Source organism: Microbacterium tenebrionis (assembly GCF_020682665.1).
GTDB lineage: Bacteria > Actinomycetota > Actinomycetes > Actinomycetales > Microbacteriaceae > Microbacterium > Microbacterium tenebrionis.
In genome coordinates, this window is sequence record NZ_JAGTTM010000001.1 from 640845 (window position 1) to 659301 (window position 18457).

Annotated in this window: 21 protein-coding genes; 11 read left to right on the plus strand and 10 right to left on the minus strand. The window is 68.0% G+C overall.

Annotation, left to right across the window (positions count from 1 at the left end; translation table 11 throughout):
- Nucleotides 1-46: 46 nt before the first annotated feature.
- On the minus strand, nucleotides 47-889 hold the full coding sequence (locus KEC56_RS03200; protein ID WP_227529778.1) for a hypothetical protein: 843 nt from the start codon (nucleotides 887-889) through the stop codon (nucleotides 47-49).
- A 140-nt stretch (nucleotides 890-1029) separates the two neighbouring features.
- Between KEC56_RS03200 and gnd the strand changes: the two genes are divergently transcribed.
- Nucleotides 1030-2085, plus strand: coding sequence for a phosphogluconate dehydrogenase (NAD(+)-dependent, decarboxylating) (gene gnd / locus KEC56_RS03205; RefSeq protein ID WP_227529779.1), 1056 nt, complete (start codon nucleotides 1030-1032; stop codon nucleotides 2083-2085).
- A gap of 4 nt (nucleotides 2086-2089) precedes the next feature.
- On the opposite strand, the gene KEC56_RS03210 is transcribed toward gnd, so the two are convergent.
- Both KEC56_RS03210 and KEC56_RS03215 read right to left on the minus strand, forming a co-directional pair.
- On the minus strand, nucleotides 2090-2203 hold the full coding sequence (locus KEC56_RS03210; protein ID WP_308012992.1) for a hypothetical protein: 114 nt from the start codon (nucleotides 2201-2203) through the stop codon (nucleotides 2090-2092).
- Between the two features lie 185 nt (nucleotides 2204-2388).
- Entirely contained in the window at nucleotides 2389-2742 is a 354-nt protein-coding gene (locus tag KEC56_RS03215; protein ID WP_227529780.1) for a TraR/DksA family transcriptional regulator, read from the minus strand.
- On the opposite strand from KEC56_RS03215, the gene KEC56_RS03220 reads away from it, so the two are divergent.
- Complete coding sequence (locus KEC56_RS03220) at nucleotides 2741-3061, plus strand: TetR family transcriptional regulator C-terminal domain-containing protein (RefSeq protein WP_227529781.1); 321 nt, start codon at nucleotides 2741-2743, stop codon at nucleotides 3059-3061. The genes KEC56_RS03215 and KEC56_RS03220 overlap by 2 nt on opposite strands.
- A gap of 23 nt (nucleotides 3062-3084) precedes the next feature.
- Here KEC56_RS03220 and KEC56_RS03225 read toward each other — a convergent pair whose 3' ends face one another.
- From KEC56_RS03225 to KEC56_RS03235, 3 genes are all read right to left on the minus strand, one after another.
- Nucleotides 3085-3225, minus strand: coding sequence for a hypothetical protein (locus KEC56_RS03225; protein WP_227529782.1), 141 nt, complete (start codon nucleotides 3223-3225; stop codon nucleotides 3085-3087).
- Nucleotides 3222-5552, minus strand: coding sequence for a phosphoribosylformylglycinamidine synthase subunit PurL (gene purL, locus KEC56_RS03230; protein WP_227529783.1), 2331 nt, complete (start codon nucleotides 5550-5552; stop codon nucleotides 3222-3224). The genes KEC56_RS03225 and purL overlap by 4 nt, the downstream gene beginning before the upstream one ends.
- Nucleotides 5553-5674: 122 nt before the next feature.
- Entirely contained in the window at nucleotides 5675-6166 is a 492-nt protein-coding gene (locus KEC56_RS03235) for a DUF4188 domain-containing protein (protein WP_227529784.1), read from the minus strand.
- 70 nt (nucleotides 6167-6236) lie between these two features.
- Here KEC56_RS03235 and KEC56_RS03240 point away from each other — a divergent pair, with 70 nt between their 5' ends.
- Nucleotides 6237-6851, plus strand: coding sequence for a MerR family transcriptional regulator (locus tag KEC56_RS03240; RefSeq protein WP_227529785.1), 615 nt, complete (start codon nucleotides 6237-6239; stop codon nucleotides 6849-6851).
- 29 nt (nucleotides 6852-6880) lie between these two features.
- Here the strand turns inward: KEC56_RS03240 and KEC56_RS03245 are convergent, their stop codons facing one another.
- A complete protein-coding gene (locus KEC56_RS03245; protein ID WP_227529786.1) occupies nucleotides 6881-7483 on the minus strand; it encodes a biotin transporter BioY in 603 nt (200 codons plus the stop codon).
- Between the two features lie 76 nt (nucleotides 7484-7559).
- Here KEC56_RS03245 and KEC56_RS03250 point away from each other — a divergent pair, with 76 nt between their 5' ends.
- Nucleotides 7560-8147 (plus strand): TetR family transcriptional regulator, encoded by a 588-nt coding sequence (locus KEC56_RS03250; RefSeq protein ID WP_227529787.1) that lies wholly within the window; start codon nucleotides 7560-7562, stop codon nucleotides 8145-8147.
- A gap of 34 nt (nucleotides 8148-8181) precedes the next feature.
- On the opposite strand, the gene KEC56_RS03255 is transcribed toward KEC56_RS03250, so the two are convergent.
- The 3 genes from KEC56_RS03255 to KEC56_RS03265 all read right to left on the minus strand — a co-directional run bounded on the left by KEC56_RS03255 (nucleotide 8182) and on the right by KEC56_RS03265 (nucleotide 10399).
- The gene (locus KEC56_RS03255) at nucleotides 8182-8568 is read right to left on the minus strand and encodes a nuclear transport factor 2 family protein (protein ID WP_227529788.1); all 387 of its coding nucleotides are present in this window, start codon (nucleotides 8566-8568) and stop codon (nucleotides 8182-8184) included.
- 72 nt (nucleotides 8569-8640) lie between these two features.
- Complete coding sequence (locus tag KEC56_RS03260; protein WP_227529789.1) at nucleotides 8641-9435, minus strand: ABC transporter permease; 795 nt, start codon at nucleotides 9433-9435, stop codon at nucleotides 8641-8643.
- The gene (locus KEC56_RS03265; protein ID WP_227529790.1) at nucleotides 9428-10399 is read right to left on the minus strand and encodes an ABC transporter ATP-binding protein; all 972 of its coding nucleotides are present in this window, start codon (nucleotides 10397-10399) and stop codon (nucleotides 9428-9430) included. The genes KEC56_RS03260 and KEC56_RS03265 overlap by 8 nt, the downstream gene beginning before the upstream one ends.
- A 90-nt stretch (nucleotides 10400-10489) precedes the next feature.
- Here KEC56_RS03265 and KEC56_RS03270 point away from each other — a divergent pair, with 90 nt between their 5' ends.
- The 7 genes from KEC56_RS03270 (at nucleotide 10490) to KEC56_RS03300 (ending at nucleotide 18453) form a co-directional block, all read left to right on the plus strand.
- Nucleotides 10490-11194 (plus strand): TetR/AcrR family transcriptional regulator, encoded by a 705-nt coding sequence (locus KEC56_RS03270; RefSeq protein WP_227529791.1) that lies wholly within the window; start codon nucleotides 10490-10492, stop codon nucleotides 11192-11194.
- A gap of 62 nt (nucleotides 11195-11256) precedes the next feature.
- Nucleotides 11257-11436 (plus strand): hypothetical protein, encoded by a 180-nt coding sequence (locus KEC56_RS03275; RefSeq protein ID WP_227529792.1) that lies wholly within the window; start codon nucleotides 11257-11259, stop codon nucleotides 11434-11436.
- 112 nt (nucleotides 11437-11548) lie between these two features.
- Nucleotides 11549-12847 carry an ABC transporter substrate-binding protein gene (locus tag KEC56_RS03280; protein WP_227529793.1) on the plus strand — a complete coding sequence of 433 codons (1299 nt, stop codon included), beginning with the start codon at nucleotides 11549-11551 and terminating at the stop codon, nucleotides 12845-12847.
- A complete protein-coding gene (locus KEC56_RS03285) occupies nucleotides 12844-13767 on the plus strand; it encodes a carbohydrate ABC transporter permease (RefSeq protein ID WP_227529794.1) in 924 nt (307 codons plus the stop codon). Before KEC56_RS03280 ends, KEC56_RS03285 begins: the two co-directional genes overlap by 4 nt.
- Nucleotides 13764-14579, plus strand: coding sequence for a carbohydrate ABC transporter permease (locus tag KEC56_RS03290; protein ID WP_227529795.1), 816 nt, complete (start codon nucleotides 13764-13766; stop codon nucleotides 14577-14579). Before KEC56_RS03285 ends, KEC56_RS03290 begins: the two co-directional genes overlap by 4 nt.
- A complete protein-coding gene (locus KEC56_RS03295; RefSeq protein WP_227529796.1) occupies nucleotides 14576-15850 on the plus strand; it encodes an AGE family epimerase/isomerase in 1275 nt (424 codons plus the stop codon). Before KEC56_RS03290 ends, KEC56_RS03295 begins: the two co-directional genes overlap by 4 nt.
- Nucleotides 15847-18453 carry a glycoside hydrolase family 38 N-terminal domain-containing protein gene (locus KEC56_RS03300; RefSeq protein WP_227529797.1) on the plus strand — a complete coding sequence of 869 codons (2607 nt, stop codon included), beginning with the start codon at nucleotides 15847-15849 and terminating at the stop codon, nucleotides 18451-18453. The genes KEC56_RS03295 and KEC56_RS03300 overlap by 4 nt, the downstream gene beginning before the upstream one ends.
- The last annotated feature ends 4 nt before the right edge of the window (nucleotides 18454-18457 follow it).

Consider the following 18457-nt stretch of genomic DNA (forward strand, 5'->3'; position numbering starts at 1 on the left):
GGATCCCGTGACGAGCGCGGTTCTGCCGCTCAGATCGATCTTCACGTCAGGTCTGCTCCTCACGGTTCGGGACAGGACGGTCGCGAACCGGCATCGGCTCGGGGACCGGCTCCTGCGCAGGTGCCGACGCCGCGTGAGCCGGCGCTGCCTGGGCCGGCGCCGTGATCTCGCGAGCGACCTGCTTCTCGAGCACCTCGACGGCCTGGTCACTCAGGACGATGAGACCATCGAGCTCCTCCCGTACGCGCTTGTAGGCGACATTGCGCTCGGCCTGCGTGGCCGACTCGTCGACGGCGACCTTCAGCAGTTTCTGCGCCCGGTCGAGCTTCTTGCGCTCCGCCTCGGAGAACGTGGAGTTCCGCAGCCGCCGGGCATCCTTCTCGGCGATCTCGAACGCGACGGCGGCGTTGCCGACGGCATCCAGGTACTCGCTGACCTGCTGCTCACTGACCTTCGCGCTCGACGATGACGGCCGCAGGTTGTCGGCGGTCTTCTTCGCCCGCAGGAACGCGGCGGTCAGCGGCTGGCGGCCGTCGCTCATGGCGGGGTAGGCGATGAGCTTCGCGACGTCGAGCTCGTAGTCCAGCCACCGCGCCGTGATTTCGTCGTGCTCGGCGAACAGACGCTCCAGCAGCTCCTTCGACGAGAGCTGCGCACCGGATGCCACCTCTTTCGCCGCGGCGCGCGCAGGCACCGACTGGCCTCGCGCGGCGTACTGCGCGGCTTTGATCTCGCCCTTGAGGCGCAACGTCTCGAGCCGGCGCTCGTGCCGGCGCTTCGAGCCGCGCTCCCAGGCCTTCGCGATGCCTCCGGCCATCCCCATGATCGGGAAGATCAGCCACCAGAAGTTGCCCGCGAAGTTCCAGAAACCCTGGAGGAACTCGTCCATGATGCGTTCATCCTAGCGGGGGCGGGTCCCGCGCGGAGGGAAGTGCGGCAACGCCCGGCAAGCTGGTGGCGTCGCCCGGGATGCCGTGCCAGGATGACCACGGATCGGCTCTCGGTGAGCCCTGACTGAGAGGAGCAGACATGCAACTGGCCATGATCGGACTCGGCAGGATGGGCGCGAACATCGTCCGGCGCTTGATGCGCGACGGTCACGAGTGCGTCGTCTACGACGTGAATCAGGACGCCGTCGCCGCACTCGTCGCGGAGGGCGCGACGGGCGCCGACAGCATGGGCGACCTGGTCGCGAAGCTGACACCCGTGCGGGTGGTGTGGATGATGGTTCCGGCCTCGCTCACGGGGAAGGTCGCCGACGAAGCCGCGGCCGTGCTCGAGCCCGGCGACATCCTCATCGACGGCGGCAACTCGAACTACCGCGACGACGTGCGGCGGGCGAAAGCCCTCGGCGAGAAGGGCATCGAGTACGTCGACATCGGCACCAGCGGCGGCGTCTTCGGTCTCGAGCGCGGGTACTGCCTCATGGTCGGCGGGTCCGAGCGAGCCTACGCGCACATCGAGCCGATCCTGAAGACGATCGCCCCCGGCCCGGGCGAGATCGAGCGCACCCCTGGCCGAACCGGCGACCTGGCCCCCGAGGAGCAGGGCTACCTGCACACCGGTCCCGCGGGTTCGGGGCACTTCGTCAAGATGGTGCACAACGGCATCGAGTACGGCATCATGGCCGCGATCGCCGAGGGCCTGAACCTGCTCCACAACGCGGATGCCGGCGTGCGCGAGGCCGAGCACTCCGCCGAGGTCGCTCCGCTCGAGGAGCCGGAGTTCTACCAGTTCCCGATCGACACGGCCGCGGTCTCGGAGCTCTGGCGTCGCGGATCGGTCATCTCATCGTGGCTGCTCGACCTCACGGCGGCGGCGCTCGCCGAGAACCCGACCCTCGACGGGCTCGCCGGCCGCGTCTCGGACTCGGGTGAGGGCCGCTGGACGGTCAAAGCCGCCGTCGACGTCGGCGTGCCGGTTCCCGTCCTCGCGGCATCCCTGTTCGAGCGGTTCGCCTCGCGCGACGAGGACCAGTTCGCGAACCAGGTGCTCTCGGCGATGCGGCTGCAGTTCGGCGGTCACCAGGAGCTGCCTGCCGGCGACGTGCTCGAAGCGGGTGCGCGCAAGGCCGACTCGGAGTAGCCGCTCAGAACCGCTGGGCGCCGACCACTCGCAGCAGCCGGATCTTCTCCTCGTCGTCGCTGCGGGGTGCCGCGGTGAGCACGAGGAGCGCCTGCCCGCGGTCCTCGGTGAACAGCACCTGGCAGTCGACCTGCAGTTCGCCGGCACGAGCGTGCGGATCGTCGAGTCGTGCCGCCGTCCGTGCAGACCGACCTCATGCCCGGTCGCGCCGACGATCCGCACGCGATGCCGCTGGATGACTACATCGACACGATGACCATCCTCGAGACCCAACGGGCTCGACGCGCGAGGGCGAGATTCCGGTCAGCGCCCGAGCTTCTCGGCGCACGGCACGCAGAGTTCGGCGAACGGACGCACGCGCAGACGCTCGAACGGGATCCGGCGACCGCAGTTCGTGCAGAAGCCGTAGGTTCCGGCATCCATTCGCGCGAGCGCTGCGTCGACCTGCTGCAGTTCTTCGCGGGCGCCGTCGAGCAGTCCGCTCAGACGCGACCATTCCGCTGACAGCGGCACGCCCTCCGGGTCGTGCTCGTCGTCATCGCTCTGGCTGCTGCGGTCGTGGGTGAGCTGCGCGAGGGCGGTCTCGAGCGCCGCGCTCCGCTCGCTCGCCTGGCGGCGGAGCTCCTCCAGCAGGGTGCGCAGCTCGGGATCGGTCATGACCCCAGCGTACGGCCCGCCGCGCAGCGTGCTGTCGATCCTGGATGCTCCACAGGGCGGTGCGCTGCTGCGATCGCTCGTCGCCGCGGCGACCGAAAATGCAGCGGTCGGTGCGCATCTCGGTGAGAGCCTGGGCGTGGAGGAGCATCTGTCCGGCCGGTTGCGCGGCGGCATCCGCGACGGTCAGCTCGCCGCCGACGCGCCCGTGGAGCAGATCGGCGGAGCGATCCTCGGGGCGATCATCGTGGAGTCGCTGGGGCGTGGATCTCAGGATCGCGACGCGATCCTGAGCCTCGCGCGGTTCCTGTTCGCGCGCTGAGGCGGGCTGCTGTCGGGAGCGCGTCAGCCGAACAGCAGGCTCAGCACGGTGGCGCCGCCGCCGACGAGGATCAGTGAGATGATCGCGATCCACGCGACCACGCGGATGCGGCGGTTGCGCCGCTCCCCGAGGTCGCCGTAGTCCTCGCTGAGGTCGTCGGTCATGCCACCGGCTCCGCGACGGTCGGGCCGAAGGCGGCGGGCAGCGTGGCCTGCGACGTCTCGCGCAGCTCGGCGGCGCTCACCGTGAACAGCCCCGTGACCTCGAGGTCGGCGACGGTGTCGGTCACGCCGATGCGCAGAACGGGGTAGCCGCGTCCCTCGCAGAGGCCGCGGAACTTCACGTCCTCCTCGCGGGGCACGGTCACGATGACGCGGCCGGTCGATTCCGAGAAGAGAGCGGATGCGGCATCCACCCCGTCGCGCTCCATGAGCTCGGTGAGCCAGACGCGCGCGCCGACGCCGAAGCGCATGACGCCCTCGGCGAGAGCCTGCGCGAGGCCGCCCTCGGACACGTCGTGCGCGGACGAGATCAGCCACTCGTCGCGGGCCGCGCCGATCAGCCCGGCGAGGGTCTTCTCGGCGGCGAGGTCGACCTTCGGCGGGAGACCGCCGAGGTGGTCGTGGACGACGTCGGCCCAGGCCGAGCCCGACAGCTCGGTCTGGGTGGTGCCGAGCAGGTAGATGTTCTGGCCCTCGTCCTGCCAGCCCGACGGGATGCGGCGCGAGACGTCGTCGATGATGCCGAGCACGCCGACGAGCGGCGTCGGGTGGATCGGGACGTCGCCGGTCTGGTTGTAGAACGAGACGTTGCCGCCGGTGACCGGGGTGCCCAGCTCGTAGCATCCGTCGGCGAGGCCGTCGACCGTCTGCCCGAACTGCCACATGACCTCGGGGTTCTCGGGGGATCCGAAGTTCAGGCAGTCGGTGATCGCGGTGGGCTCGGCGCCGGTGACGGCGACGTTGCGGTACGCCTCGGCCAGGGCCAGCTGCGCGCCGGCGTACGGGTCGAGCTGGCAGTAGCGGCCGTTCGCGTCGGTCGAGATCGCGAAGCCGAGGCCGGACTCCTCGTCGACGCGGATCATGCCGGCATCGTCGGGGAACGCCAGGGCGGTGTTGCCGAGCACGTAGTAGTCGTACTGGTTGGTGATCCAGCGGGTGTCGGCGAGGTTCGGGCTCGCGACCAGCCGCAGGAACTGCTCGCGCAGCACGTCGGGGTCATCCGTGCGGGGCAGGAGCTCGGCGGCATCCGCCTGCAGAGCGTCGATCCACGTCGGGTAGGCGACCGGGCGGTCGTAGACCGGCCCGTCGACTGCGACCGTCGACGGGTCGACGTCGACGATGCGCTCGCCCTGCCAGTCGATGACGAGGCGGCCGTCGCCGGTGACCTCGCCGAGCACGCTCGTCTCGACGTCCCACTTGGTGACGACCTCCATGAAGGCGTCGAGCTTCTCGGGGGCGACGATCGCCATCATGCGCTCCTGCGACTCCGACATGAGGATCTCCTCAGCGGTCAGGGTGGGGTCACGCAGCAGGACGTTGTCGAGCGAGACGTGCATGCCCGAGTTGCCGTTGGCGGCGAGCTCGCTGGTGGCGCACGAGATGCCGGCCGCGCCGAGGTCCTGGATGGCCTCGACGAGCTCCTTCTTGTACAGCTCCAGGCAGCACTCGATGAGCACTTTCTCGGCGAACGGGTCGCCGACCTGCACGGCGGGGCGCTTGGTGGGGCCGCCGTCGTCGAAGGAGTCGGAGGCGAGGATGCTGGCTCCGCCGATGCCGTCGCCGCCGGTGCGCGCACCGAACAGGACGACCTTGTTGCCGACGCCCTCGGCGTTCGCGAGCTTGAGGTCCTCGTGGCGGAGGACGCCGACCGCGAGGGCGTTGACCAGCGGGTTGGCCTGGTAGACGGAGTCGAAGACCGTCTCGCCGCCGATGTTGGGCAGGCCCAGGCAGTTGCCGTAGAAGCTGATGCCGGCGGTGACGCCGTGCACGACGCGGGCGGTGTCGGGGTAGTCGATCGCGCCGAAGCGGAGAGCATCCATCACGGCCACGGGGCGCGCGCCCATCGAGATGATGTCGCGGACGATGCCGCCGACGCCGGTCGCAGCGCCCTGGAACGGCTCGATGAAGCTCGGGTGGTTGTGCGACTCGGCCTTGAAGGTGACGGCCCAGCCCTCGCCGACGTCGATGACGCCCGCGTTCTGGCCCATGCCGACCATGAGGCGCTCGCGCATCTCGTCGGAGACCTTCTGGCCGAATCTCTTGAGGTAATTCTTCGAGCTCTTGTACGAGCAGTGCTCCGACCACATGACCGAGTACATGGCCAGCTCGCCGCTCGTGGGGCGGCGGCCGAGGATCTCGCGGATGCGGGCATACTCGTCGTCCTTGAGCCCGAGCGCGCCGTAGGGCTGCTCCTTCTCGGGGGTCGCCTCGGCGTTCGAGACGGAGTCGGGGACGTGCTGACGAGCGGATGCTTCGGGGGCGGTGGTCACGCGCGCTCCAAGGGAAGAGGTGTGGCGGGGCCTCTTCAGTCTACTGGCGTCGTGAGGTATGGATTCTGTCGGTTCTCAGGCGGCGAGGCCAGCAAAGGTCATACAGCACAGCCGCATGACCATCACGGAGTGGCGACCGTCCGCCCCTCTTCGAACCGTGCGCGCGCCCGATCGCCGCGACGACCTACCTCGACGAGTTCGGTGGCTTTGGGCAGCCCCATCAGCGGCGTGGAGACGTAGATGCTCTCGGCGCGCTCGACGAGGAACGTCTCGTGCCACACGCCCATGACGCCGGGCTTCTTGCGCGCGGCCTGGTTGAACCGCGTCCATGCCGGGCGGTGCTTCTGCGTCGGTGTTGCGGCGTATGCGTAGAGCTTGTCGATGGACGACCAGTACTGCACGACGTACGGACCGCCACGGCCGAACAGCAGCTCATAGCCGAGCAGGCCCGAATCGGCGTCCTGCGACAGCTCGCGCAGCATTCCCGGCATCGCGAAGAATGCCGGCATCCAGACATCTGGACGCCACCATCGGTTGATCTGCATCCCGATGTGGAAGACGACCAGTTCGCCCTCGTAGCGATGGGTCATGCGGCCCGAGATGGCTTTCGACATGGCTTCCTCCCGATTGGATAGCGACACTATCCATAATGGATAGCGCTACTATCGATGTCAAGAGGTGATCGTGAGAATCTCAGAACTGTCGACGAAGTCCGGCGTCCCGGTGCCGACGATCAAGTACTACCTGCGCGAGCAACTGCTGCCGGAGGGCGAGCGCAGTGCACCGACGCAGGCGTCGTACGGCGAGGCGCACGTGAAGCGACTCGGTGTGATCCGCGCTCTGGTCGCTGCCGGAGTGAGCATCGCCGGCGTGCGGCGCGTCGTCGAGACCCTCGATGATCCGCCGACCAGCGCGCACCTGCTGCTCGGCTCCGCTCACGTCGCGATCGCACCGCCCGCCGATGACGCTCTCGACCTCGTGGCGGCGAAAGATCTGGCACGGCAGCTGGGGTGGGAGCCAGGAACCGGCGAGGAGTCCGTGCTGTACGCCGTGGCGCGTGCACTCGATGGGCTGAAGGCGGCAGGCTTCGAGGTCGCGCCCGCGCTGATGGCCACGTATCTCACGAGCATGCGCGAGATCGCGGATGCCGAGATCGCCGGCGTCCCGACATCATCGCCCGAGGCGGCGGTGCAGTACGTCGTCCTCGGCTCGGCGCTCGTCGAGCCGCTGCTGCTGGCGCTGCGGCGCGTGGCGCAGCAGGTCGCGTCGGCGAAACGGTTCGGCGGCGACGTGCTCTGACCGGGGTGCCGTCCCGCCGCCGCGGCGACTCAGGACCGCGTGCGGTCGACGATGCGCCAGGTCGTCGGGAGCAGTGCCGACATGGCCACGATCTTGATGGCGTCGCCGATGAGGAACGGAACCACCCCGAGCATCAGAGCAGTCGCGAGGTCGACGCCGAGGAACACGGCGAGCCACGGCACTCCGAAGGCGTAGATCGCCAGGGAGCCGAGGGTCGCGAGTCCGAGCGTCGTCCAGACGTTCCGATCGGATCGGCGCCGGGCCAGGATGCCGACCAGCAGCGTTGCCGCGATGTATCCGATGATGTAGCCGAACGAGGCGAACGCCCAGCCGAACTGCCCGTTCGCGAACAGCGGCACTCCGACGAGGCCGAGTGCGAGGTAGATGCCGGCGCTCATCCCGCCGCGCAGGGGGCCGAGGGCCGCGCCCGTGAGCAGTACCGCGAAGGTCGCCAGTGAGATCGGCACCGGCGTGAACGGCAGCGGGATGATGATGTACCCGGCAATCGTGATGAACGCCGTCCCCGCGAGGGTCAGGATCGCATCGCGCACACGCGCGGTCTGCCGAGAGTCGACTCGGATGAGGTCGGCGAGCACGGGCGCGGTGGCGAGGCGGGCTGCGGGTGCGGACATGATTCTCCTTCAGATCATCCCGAACGCTGTTCTCCTGAACACCGTTCTATAGAACACTGTTCGGTAGAGTAGCAGGATGAGCGCCGCACCCGCATCCGCCCGCAACGACAAGACCGACGTGGTGGCCGCGGCCATGCGCGTGCTCGCCGACAGCGGTCTTCCGGGTCTTTCCATGCGCCGCATCGCAGACGAGATCGACGTGCAGGTCAGCGCGTTGTACTGGCACTTCCCGAACAAGCAGGCTCTGCTCGCCGCGGTCAGCGCGCAGATCGTCGGAGCCGGATCGGCGCCCCCTGAGGTGGACGCCATCGCCCAAGCCCTGCGCGACCGCCTGCTCGCGCATCGAGACGGCGCCGAGATCGTCTCGAGCTCGCTCGCGCTCGGACTGCTCGAGTTGCCGGCTCGCGCCGCCCTGGTGAGTGCGGCGCGAGACATGGGCCTGGATGCCGCGGCCGCCGACGTCGCCGCCGACACGATCGTGCACTACGTGATCGGTTACACGTTCCACGAGCAGCAGCGGCTCCACGCGGCGGTCGTCGGCGCAGCCGACGCGTCGGTCGATCTCGTACCGGAGGGGCTCGACGATCGCGCTGGCGACTTCGACGCCGGACTCGCGATGATCATCGCGGGCGTGCGCGCGACGGCATCCGTCTCAGGTCGCTGACAGCATCGTGGCTCGGCCCATGTCGGCGCCGGACTCAACCCGCGTCGGCGACGATGTGCGGACGCGTGCCAGGAGGTGCCTGCTGTTCGACATCGGTCCAGACCTCGGTGAGCCGCACGATCATGCCGTCCTGCATGCGCGCGAAGCTCGCACATTCGAAGTGCTGGAGGCCGTCATCGCCCCGACAGGTGACGTGCGACCGGCACACCGCTTCGTCGGTGCCGGACACGAAGTCCTCGATCGACAGGTGTTCGAACCCGGGGTAGTCGCGGTTGAAGCGGATCCAGTCCTCGCGACCGAAGGACTCGCCGGTGTGGACGAGCCGGCACACGAAATCCGGATGCAGGAAAGCTCCGAGGTCATCCCATCGATGCTCGTCGATGGCCACCATGAGTCCTCGCAGTGCGCGTCCGGCATCCATGCGGTGAGCGTACGTCGCACCGCCGACATTACGTGTCGACTTCTCGCCCTGAAGCCGAGCCCTCGGCGGTCCTCACCCCCGGCGAACCATCGCCCGGATGCTGACGGCCAGTGCGAGCGCGCACCAGGCGAGGAGCACGAACAAATCCCGTCCGCTCGCGGCGTAGGTGTCCGACAGCAGCCCCGCACGGATCAGATCTGCGGCCGGGCGGAACGGGAGGACGTCGTGCACGATCTGGAACCACTCCGGGAGTCTGCTCGTCGGGAACGTGATCGGTGAGAACAGCATCACGAAGAACACCAGCACCTGCGTGACGAGCTGTGTGAGCAGCGGCGGCAGGGCGACCGCGATCGCGTACCCGATCGCGCTGGCGGTGAGGGCCGTCAGAACGGATGCCGTGAGCAGGAGCGGCCAGTCGAACGAGTAGCCGAATCCGTACCGCAGCTGCGCGACGACGACCGCGACCGCGACGCTCGGGAGCATGACCGCAAGCCACACGGTCAGGTCGGCGAACAGCACCAGCACCCTGGGCACCGGCAGTGCGCGCAGGTAGGTGAAGGTGCCGCTCGTGCGCGCCTGGGCGACGCCCGTCGCGACCATGACGGGTCCGATGATCATCAGCAGCACGGTCGGCGCGCCCGTGGAGAGGAACTGCGCGGACGCGGTGTCGATGTCGGGGATGAGCAGCCCGAACCCGATGATGATCCCGGCTGCGAGGACCGCCTGCGCGACGATGACAAACGGGAGCATGCTACCGGTCTGCGCCATCGTCCATCGCAGCAGGGTGGCATACCCGACCCAGAGGCTGGTTCTCCGCGGCGCGCGCGCGGGTGAGCGGGTCGGCTCGAGAACGGAAAGCTCAGACATCGGCGGCATCCTTCGTGAGTGCGTCGGTGCTCGCGGTCGCCGCGAGATACGCGTCCTCGAGCGTGGCGGGAGCCAGCGAATACCCGTCGATGAGATCGGACGACCGTAGAGCTGTCGTCCAGGCGACGGCAGGCTCAGCATCGGTGGCAGCCAGCGTCATCAGCACCCGGCGTCCGGAACGAACGCGACGGATGACCGGAATCGCGGGCTCAGGGAGCGCCAGGTCCGCACCTTCCGGATGAAGCGACAGCTCGAGCTGCAGGTCATCGTCAGCCGAGCCCCGCAACTGGCTGGGGGAGCCTGCCGCGACCACCTGACCGCGATCCAGCACGACGAGCGAGTCGACGACCCGTTCGGCCTCCGTGACGTTGTGCGTGACGAGCAGCACACCGGCGCCCTGGTCTCCGAGGCGCCGTACCGTCTTCCATAGGCGGCGCCGGCGACCGGCGTCGACATCATTGGTCGGCTCGTCGAGGACGACCAATGGTACGGGGGCGACGGCGGCCATGGCGAACGCGGTGAGACGGCGGACGCCTCCGGACAGCCCGCCGCCGTCCGGAGTCGCGCGGCGATCGAGCCACTCGCCGATGTCCAGCTCCTCGGCCAGCAGGCGTGCCGAGCGCCGCGTGTCCGCGCGGGAGAGACCGCGCATCCGTCCCGCGATCTCGATGGCGGTCCTCGGCGTGAGGCCGTCCAGCGGCGCCTGCGCCTGCGGTTGCAGCGCCACCCGTCGACGCGCTGCCGCGGGAGCCGCGATCGCATCGACGCCGGCCACCCGGATCGTCCCCTGGTCCGACCGCAGCAGGCCGACGATCTGGGAGACGAGGGTCGTCTTGCCCGCCCCGTTGTGGCCGAGCAGGCCGACGACCTCTCCCGCTCGCACCCGCAGCTCGATCCCGTCATTGGCGACGACCGCTCCGAATCGTCGTGTGAGGTCGTTCACCTCCAGCACCGCTTCGGTCATCGTCTCTCGCCCTCAGTTCGCATACCGTTGGTATCTCAGATACCGAGAGTATCCAGATTCGCACGGTACGTCAACGGCTACTGTGGAGGGATGGCGACACGACCTGCCTCGCGCACCCCACGAACCCGCCTCGAGCGGCAGCGGGAGACCCGCGAAGCGCTCATCCTCGCGGCTCTCGATGCGTTCTCCCGCGACGGATATCACGCGACGAGCCTGGAAGGGATCGCCAATGAGGCGGGATTCTCGAAGGGCGCCGTGTACTCCAACTTCGCCGGCAAGTCGGATCTGTTCCTCGCCCTGATGGACTTCAACCTCGAGATGATGCGCGACGGGGGGTGGGATCCGTTCTCGACGCCCGATGGGGCTGGCGTCGCACCGCAGAAGACCACCGGAGGGATGGATGTCACGGCGATGGTGCGAGGTTTCGCGCTCGCCACGCTCGAGTTCATCGCGACGGCGGCGCGAGACGAGAAGCTCGTCCGTGCGCTGCGCGAGCGCATGCAGGTGATGATCGGCGCCTACGAGCGAATCGCGACCGAATCGCGACCGGCCGATGAGACGCTTCCCCCGGCTGATATCGCCCGCCTGATGACCGCGCTCGATCAAGGCGTCTCCGTTCTCGCGCTGAGCGGGATCTCATCGCTCGATCCCGCCGTGATCCGCGTCGGACTGCGCCGGATGCTGGATCCGCGGGCCGCCGCGGAAGACCCGGCGCCGGTGCGCGAGGGGGCCGAGGCCTTCCCCGGCGTCGATCAGGTGCAGAGGCTGCTCCAGGAGGAGAGCGAACAGGGCTGAGGGTGATCAGGCCTGATCGCGATCTCGGCGAACGGGGAGGGTCGCACGGTTACGCTGGAGGGATGAACAAGAACAGCGTGTGGACGATCGTCGGTGTGGTCATCGCCGTGATCGTCGCGTGGACGCTCGTCAGTGTGTTGTTCAACCTGCTGTGGTTCATCGCCAAGCTCGCGATCGTCGCCGTGGTCGCCGTGCTGGTCTTCCTGCTGCTGCGCAGCGCGTTCAGCAAGCAGGACCAGTAGATATTCGGCGCGCATCGCCACTGACGAGCGCCCGTTCGCAACGCCCACCGGAGAATTCGGTCTTGACGCGCATCCCTCCACTGGTATCGTTACCAACGATCAAGGAGGATCCATGGGCCGTACAGACACAGCAAAGAAGCGACTGGGCGCGGTAGCCGCTGCTCTCGCCCTCACCCTCACCCTCGGGGCGTGCTCGCAGGGTTCAGCGAGCGGCGGAGGAGGGAGCGGTGGCGACACGGTGACCTTGAACGGTGACCGAGCTGACTTTGCAGAGGGATTCGCGCTCGCCAGCGACGCGCTGCAGGAGATCACTGGCTACGGGCTCGAAGCCCGCGACGTGCCATCGACGGAGAACTACCAGCAGATCGTGCGCTCGTCTCTGAAGACGAACAGCACCACCGACATCGTCAAGTGGTGGAACGGCTACCGCCTGCAGGAGCTCGCCCGCTCCGGTGGTCTTGCCGACCTCAGCGACGAGTGGGACAAGGCGGTCGAAGAGGGCTGGGTCAACCCCGACACCCGCGACAGCTTCGCCTACGACGACAAGGTGTACGGCCTGCCCATCTACAAGTCGTACTGGGTGATCTTCTACAGCAAGCAGGTCTTCGAGGATGCCGGCATCACTCCGCCGACGACCTGGGCCGAGTTCGAATCCAACAACGACAAGCTCAAGGCCGCCGGGGTCACTCCGCTGTTCGCCACACAGGAGGCCGGCTGGACCTCGTTCATCTGGTTCGCCGAGATCCTGTCGAAGCTGGATCCCGAGTTCTATCAGAAGCTCATGGAGGGTGAGGCGAAGTACACCGATCCGACGGCGCGTCAGGCGATGGAGATCTGGGCCGACATGTACGCCAAGGGATGGTTCACCTCGCCCGACACGGCGTGGGACACCGAGCCGGCGCTGTTCGCCGCGGGAACCGTGGCACAGGTGCCGATGGGTACCTGGCGCAACGGCACGTTCGCGGAGTCGATGGACGAATCGCAGTACGGCGCTTACCTCCTGCCGACCGTTGACGAGGGTGTCGCCCCTTCGGTGATCGTGGAGTCCGGCGTCATCTCGATGGCGGAGAAGGCGCCCAACGCGGACGCCACACGCGAGGTCATGGCGAACTGGCTGAACCCCGAGGTGCAGGAGCCGTGGGCGAACGAGATCAAGGACACCTCCGCGAATCCGGAAGTCGCGACCGAGGACCCGGTGCTCGCGTCCGTGCTCGATCAGGTGAAGGATGCCGAACCGGCCGAGCTCGTGCGCTACTGGGAGGCCGGGCCCCCTGCCCTCATCGAAGGCGGTGTGCAGTTCCTCGGCGCGTTCATGGCGAACCCGTCGCCCGACAACATCGACCCGACCCTGGAGAAGCTCCAGCAGCTGGCCGACACGGAGTGGGCGAACTGGAAGGCCGACGGCAAGTGACGACCGAATCCGTCACGACGGGTCGGCCGGCCGGGTCGCCCCGACCCGCCGACCGTCGTGCCGGACGGTACATGGAGCGTGCCCGCAGCATCCCGTTCCTGATACCGGCTGTCGCCCTGGTCGGGGTCATGCTCCTGATCCCGTTCGTCGCGACGGTGTATCAGAGCCTCACCGACGACAACGGGTTCGACGCCGGGTTCATCGGGTTCGAGAACTACGTACGGCTCATGCAGGACCCGATGTTCGGCCGTTCAGTGCTGAACACCGTGATGTGGACTGTCGGCACGCTCATCCTGCCGGTCGGCATCGGGCTGCTCGTGGCCGTCTTCACCTCGCAGATGAAGGCCGGGCGGTGGGTGCGCCTGGCGTTCGTGCTGCCGTACGCGCTCTCCGGCACGGCCACCGCGGTGATCTGGGGCTTCATCCTCCGGTCGAACGGCGCCCTCAATCAGGCCATCACGTTCTTCGGCGGCATCGCCCCCGAATCGGGCTGGCTGCTGGAATGGCCGACGAACACGGTCGTGATGATCCTCGCCAACACGTGGCAGGCCACGGGCGTCGCCGTCATCCTGTTCCTCGTCGGGCTCCAGGCGATCCCCGTGGAGACAGTGGAGGCGGGGACGCTCGACGGCGCATCCGGCATGCGGCTCTTCTGGAACATCATCGTGCCGCAGCTGCGGCCCGTCACCGTCGTCGTCATCGGCATGTCCATCGCCAACAGCCTGCGCGTGTTCGACATGATCTGGCTGCTCACGAAGGGCGGACCCGGCGGGTCGTCCGAGACACTAGCCGTGACGATGTATCGGAACACCTTCATCCTCAGCGACTACGGGTACGGCGCCGCCGTCGCGGTCGTCCTGACCATCATCGTCGTCGGTGCGTCGTGGGCCTATCTGCGCCAGCAGTTGAAGGAGGCGTGACCGTGTTCCGCATCGTCCGCAACACCGTGCTCACGGTTCTTGCTCTGCTCTGGCTCGTCCCGGTGTACCTGCTGATCGTCAACGCGATCACGCCGCTCTCCGAGTACCAGGGCGAGCCGCTCTGGTTCCCGGTCGGATTCGATCTGTGGACCAATCTCGTCTCGGCGTGGAACGAGTCCTCGCTGGGGCTCGGGATGCTGAACAGCCTCCTGTATTCAACGGCATCCGCCCTGGTCGCCGTCCTCGCCGCAGGGCTCGCCGGCTTCGCCGTGGTGACGATGCCGGTGCGGCGTCCGTCGCTGTGGTTCTGGCTCATCTACCTCGGCACGCTGCTGCCGCTGCAGATCTTCCTCGCCCCGTTGTTCCAGACGTACGTCGACACGAACCTCTACGACACCTCGCTCGGCATGATCCTCATCTACAGCGCCATCTGCGTGCCGTTCGCGTTCTTCGTCGTGCGCAACTACCTCACGACGATTCCCCCGGAGATCGCCGAGGCGGCCAAGCTCGACGGGGCGGGATGGGGGCGGCTCTTCTTCCAGATCCACCTGCCGCTGATCCGCTCGGCTCTGTTCGCCGCGTTCATCTTCCAGTTCACCTGGGTGTGGAACGACCTGCTGTTCGGCATCACGCTGACGACGAGCCCCGATCGTCGCCCCGTGATGGCGGCGATGGCTGAGATCGGCGGCGGCTTCGTGAGCCTCGGCCCGCCGGTTGTGCTCGCCGGTGCGCTGCTGGTCTCGCTCCCCACCGTGATCCTCTTCCTCTCGTGCCAGCGGTTCTTCGTCAGCAGTCTGCGGGCGGCCGCATGAGATGGGCCGACGCCGGATCCGGGGCACTTCTCGACAGCGAGGCGCACCGAGCCGAGCTGGCGGCGGAGTCCGCGCGTCTGCTCGGCTTCTTCGACGAGCCGGAAGGCGTTGCGCGCTTCGGGTGGCGCGACGCCGACGGCGACATCGATCCCGGGCGGCCGCTCGCGCTCTACGGCGTTGCACGACTTGTGCACTGCTTCGGCGTCGCGCACCTGCTCGGGCATCCTGACGCCGGAGGGTGGGCCGAGGACGGCGTCCGACTTCTGCTGGATCGGTTCGCCGATGCGGATGCCGCGGGGTTCGTCGAGGCGATCGGCTCAGGCGGCGCGGTGATCGCCTCGGAGCGCACGGCATACGGGCACGCGTTCGCGCTGCTCGCCGGCGCGACGGCGGGTCAGGCCGGCATCCCGGGCGCCCGCGAGCTGCAGAGACGGGCTATGACGGCGATCGACGCCCTGCTGTGGCGCGACGACGTCGGTGCGGCCGTGGATGCTGTCGCGTCGAGCGGGCGCGTCCTCGAGCGGTACCGGGGTCAGAACGCGAACATGCACCTCACGGAGGCGTTCCTCGCCGCCTACGAGCTGGATGGGAATGGCGAGTGGCTCAACCGTGCGCAGCGTCTCGCGGAACGGCTCGTGCTGCGCACGCTCGATCGGTACGACGCACGCGTACCCGAGCACTACACGGCCGATTGGCAGGTCGATGCGGACTACGGTCGCGACACCCCGCTCGACCCGTTCCGTCCCTATGGCACGATGCCTGGCCACGCTGTGGAATGGGCGCGTCTGCTGCTGAACATCGTGGCTCACACGAACGATGACGGAGCGCTTCTCACAGCCGCCCAGCGTCTCTACGCCGGTGCCATCCGTGACGGCAGGACGCAGATCGGCGCCGGACTGGCCTACACCGTCGACATCGACGGGAGCATCGTCAGCGATGCACGTATGCACTGGGTCGCCGCCGAGGCTCTCAGTGCGACGGTCTGGCTCGCACGCACGACGGGCGAACCGGCCTATGCGGATCACTACTCCGAGTTCTGGAAGGACATCACGACCCACTTCGTCGACTCGCGCGGGGGCTCGTGGTGGCATGAGCTCGATGCGCAGAACGAACCGGCGTCCACGACGTGGGAAGGAAAGCCCGACCTCTATCACGCGTACCAGGCTGTGCTCATGGCACGGCTGACCCGACCATCCGGCGTCGCTGCCGCCGCCCGCGACGGCGCCATCCGATCCGCCACCCCGAACTCGAGAACGGAGAGGGATTCTTGACCCAGATCACTCGCATCCTCATCGCCAATCACACCCATCACGACATCGGGTTCAACGACTATCAGGACGTCGCCTTCCGGCAGCACGGCGAGTTCGTGCGCGACGCTCTCGACCTCATCGAGGCCACGGCGGATCGACGTCCGAGCGACCGGTACCGGTGGGTCTGCGAGGTCACCGGTCCCCTCATGAAGTACCTGCGCGAGGCGGGGCCTGCCGAGCAGGAGCGCTTCCGCTACTGGCAGGCGCAGGGCGCGATCGACGTCGCCGCGATGCAGTACAACCTGACACCGCTGCTCACTCCCGAGCAGATGCGTCGCTCGCTGTACCCGGTGCGGGTCCTGCGAGAGGAGATGGGCATCGAGGTCGAGACCGCGATGCAGGACGACGTGAACGGGATCAGCTGGCTCTTCGCCGACCTGTTGCCGATGATCGGCGTCGACTTCCTCACCCTGGCGATCAACCAGTCGCGAGGGCGTGCGCCACGGCCCTTCCCCGGCGGCTTCTGGTGGGAGGGGCCCGCAGGCAATCGCCTCTTGACCTGGAACGGCTTCCACTACCTCTTCGGGCGCAGCCAGGCCAAGCTCGGTGACTGGCGCTTCGTCGACGAATCGTTGCCGCCGTACCTCGACGCCCTCGAGCGCGACGAGTCCTTCCCGTTCGACACGCTCTACGTCGAGTCCACGCATCCGATGCGGGTCGACAACGGCCCGCCCGACGCGAGGATGGCAGAGTTCGTCCGGCAGTGGAACGATGAGGGCCGCACGCCCGTACTTGAGTTCTCGACGCCGCGCATCTTCCGCGATCATCTGCGCGAAGAATGGGGCGATCGACTGCCCACGTGGCGCGGCGACTGGACCGACTGGTGGGCGGATGGCGCGGCCTCCAGCGCCTACGAGACCGGTCTGAACCGCGTGACCCATGAACTGCTCGCGTCCGCTGAGACCCTGGCGTCGTGGCTCGTCGCGGACGGACGGCAGCCCGAGTTGGCCGGCGATTTCGTCGAGCGCGTCTACGAGACGATGACGCTCTACGACGAGCACACCTGGGGTGCGTTCTCGAGCATCGACGCGCCCGACTCGCTGTTCACGAAGGCTCAGTGGAACCGCAAGGCGAACTTCGCGTACGACGCCGCGATGCACACGCACGACATGCTCACCCGCTCGGCCCGCCGGCTCGCGGACGGGGTTGCGACGAGATTGCCGGAAGGCCGCTTCAACCTCGGTGACCTCGACACCGACGCCGCTTATCCCACGGATCCGGATGCGCAGCTGCTGGTGTTCAACACCTTGCCGTACGAGCGGACGATGATCGTCGAGGTTCCCGAGTTCCGCTCCGGGGGAGCACCGGGCGGGATGGTGGAGAGCTTCTTCCCGCGGGACGTTCCGTGGGGCGGCCCACCGCACACGGACCTGGCTCGCAGACGGTTGACGGTCCCCGGGGGTGGATACGCGTTCACGCCGATCGACGGTGGCATCGACGACGACGACCTCGTCGCCGAGGATCTGCGGATCGAGAACGAGGCCTACCGCGTCGACATCGACGGCGCCACCGGCGCCATCGCCTCCTGGTTCGACAAGCGCGCGGGACGCGAGTACGCCGACACGATGCCCGAGGGAGGGTTCGCCCAGATCGTGCACGAGACGGTCGATTCTCCGCTCGGCCGGGATGCGCTCTACCTTCAGGACTTCGGCAGCTGGGACTTCGGCTACTGGCAGCAGGACCCGCCGTTCGACCGCCGCGCGCCCGAGGCGGTGCGCAGTGTGCGCACGTTCCTCGAGCCCGGTTACGCGGTCGCGGAGATCGAGGTCGAACTGCGCGGATGCTCTTCGGCGAAGCTTCGGATCGCGCTGCCCAGCCGCGAGGACGCACTGCACGTGGACTGGCACCTCGATCGCCTCCCCGTGACCGACCCCGAGTCCATTTACGTACTCTTTCCGACGAAGCTCGACCAGCAGACGTACACGCTTGATGTCAACGGTGTGCCGCTGGCGCCGGAGACGGACCAGCTTCCCGGTGCCGTCCGCGACTTCTTCCCGTTGCGTCGCTGGGCCGATGTCAGCGATGGGGCGAACGGTGTGACCATCGTGGCGCTGGATGCTCCGCTCCTTCAGCTGGGTGGGATCTCGACGAATCAGATCATCGAAGTCGTCTCGCCGGCGCGCCCCGGCTTCGTGTCGTGGGCGATGAACAACCACTGGATGGTGAACTTCAAGGCCAGCCAGGAGGGTGTCGCGGCGCTTCGATACCGGCTCACCACTCATGAGGGAGAGTGCGATCCCGCGCAGGCGCAGCGTTTCGCTGAGACGGAGTCGATCGCACCGATCGTGCTGCGCGACTACGTCCCGATCGGCGACGAGCGCGGCATCCTGTTCGCGTTGCCCGAGATCGCCGGAGTCGAGGCGAGCGTGAAGCCGGCCACGTTCGGCGACGGTCTCATCGTCCGGCTGCGGAACAATACGGATTCCACTGTCGAGGTCCCGCTCGACGCCCTGCGAGCGCTCGGCGCCGTGGATGCCGTGGGCGTGCTCGAAGAGCCGTTGTCCGAGCTGCCGTCCGCGCTCATCGCGAACCAGCAGGCGTCGTTCCGGATCACCCCGCGCTGACGCG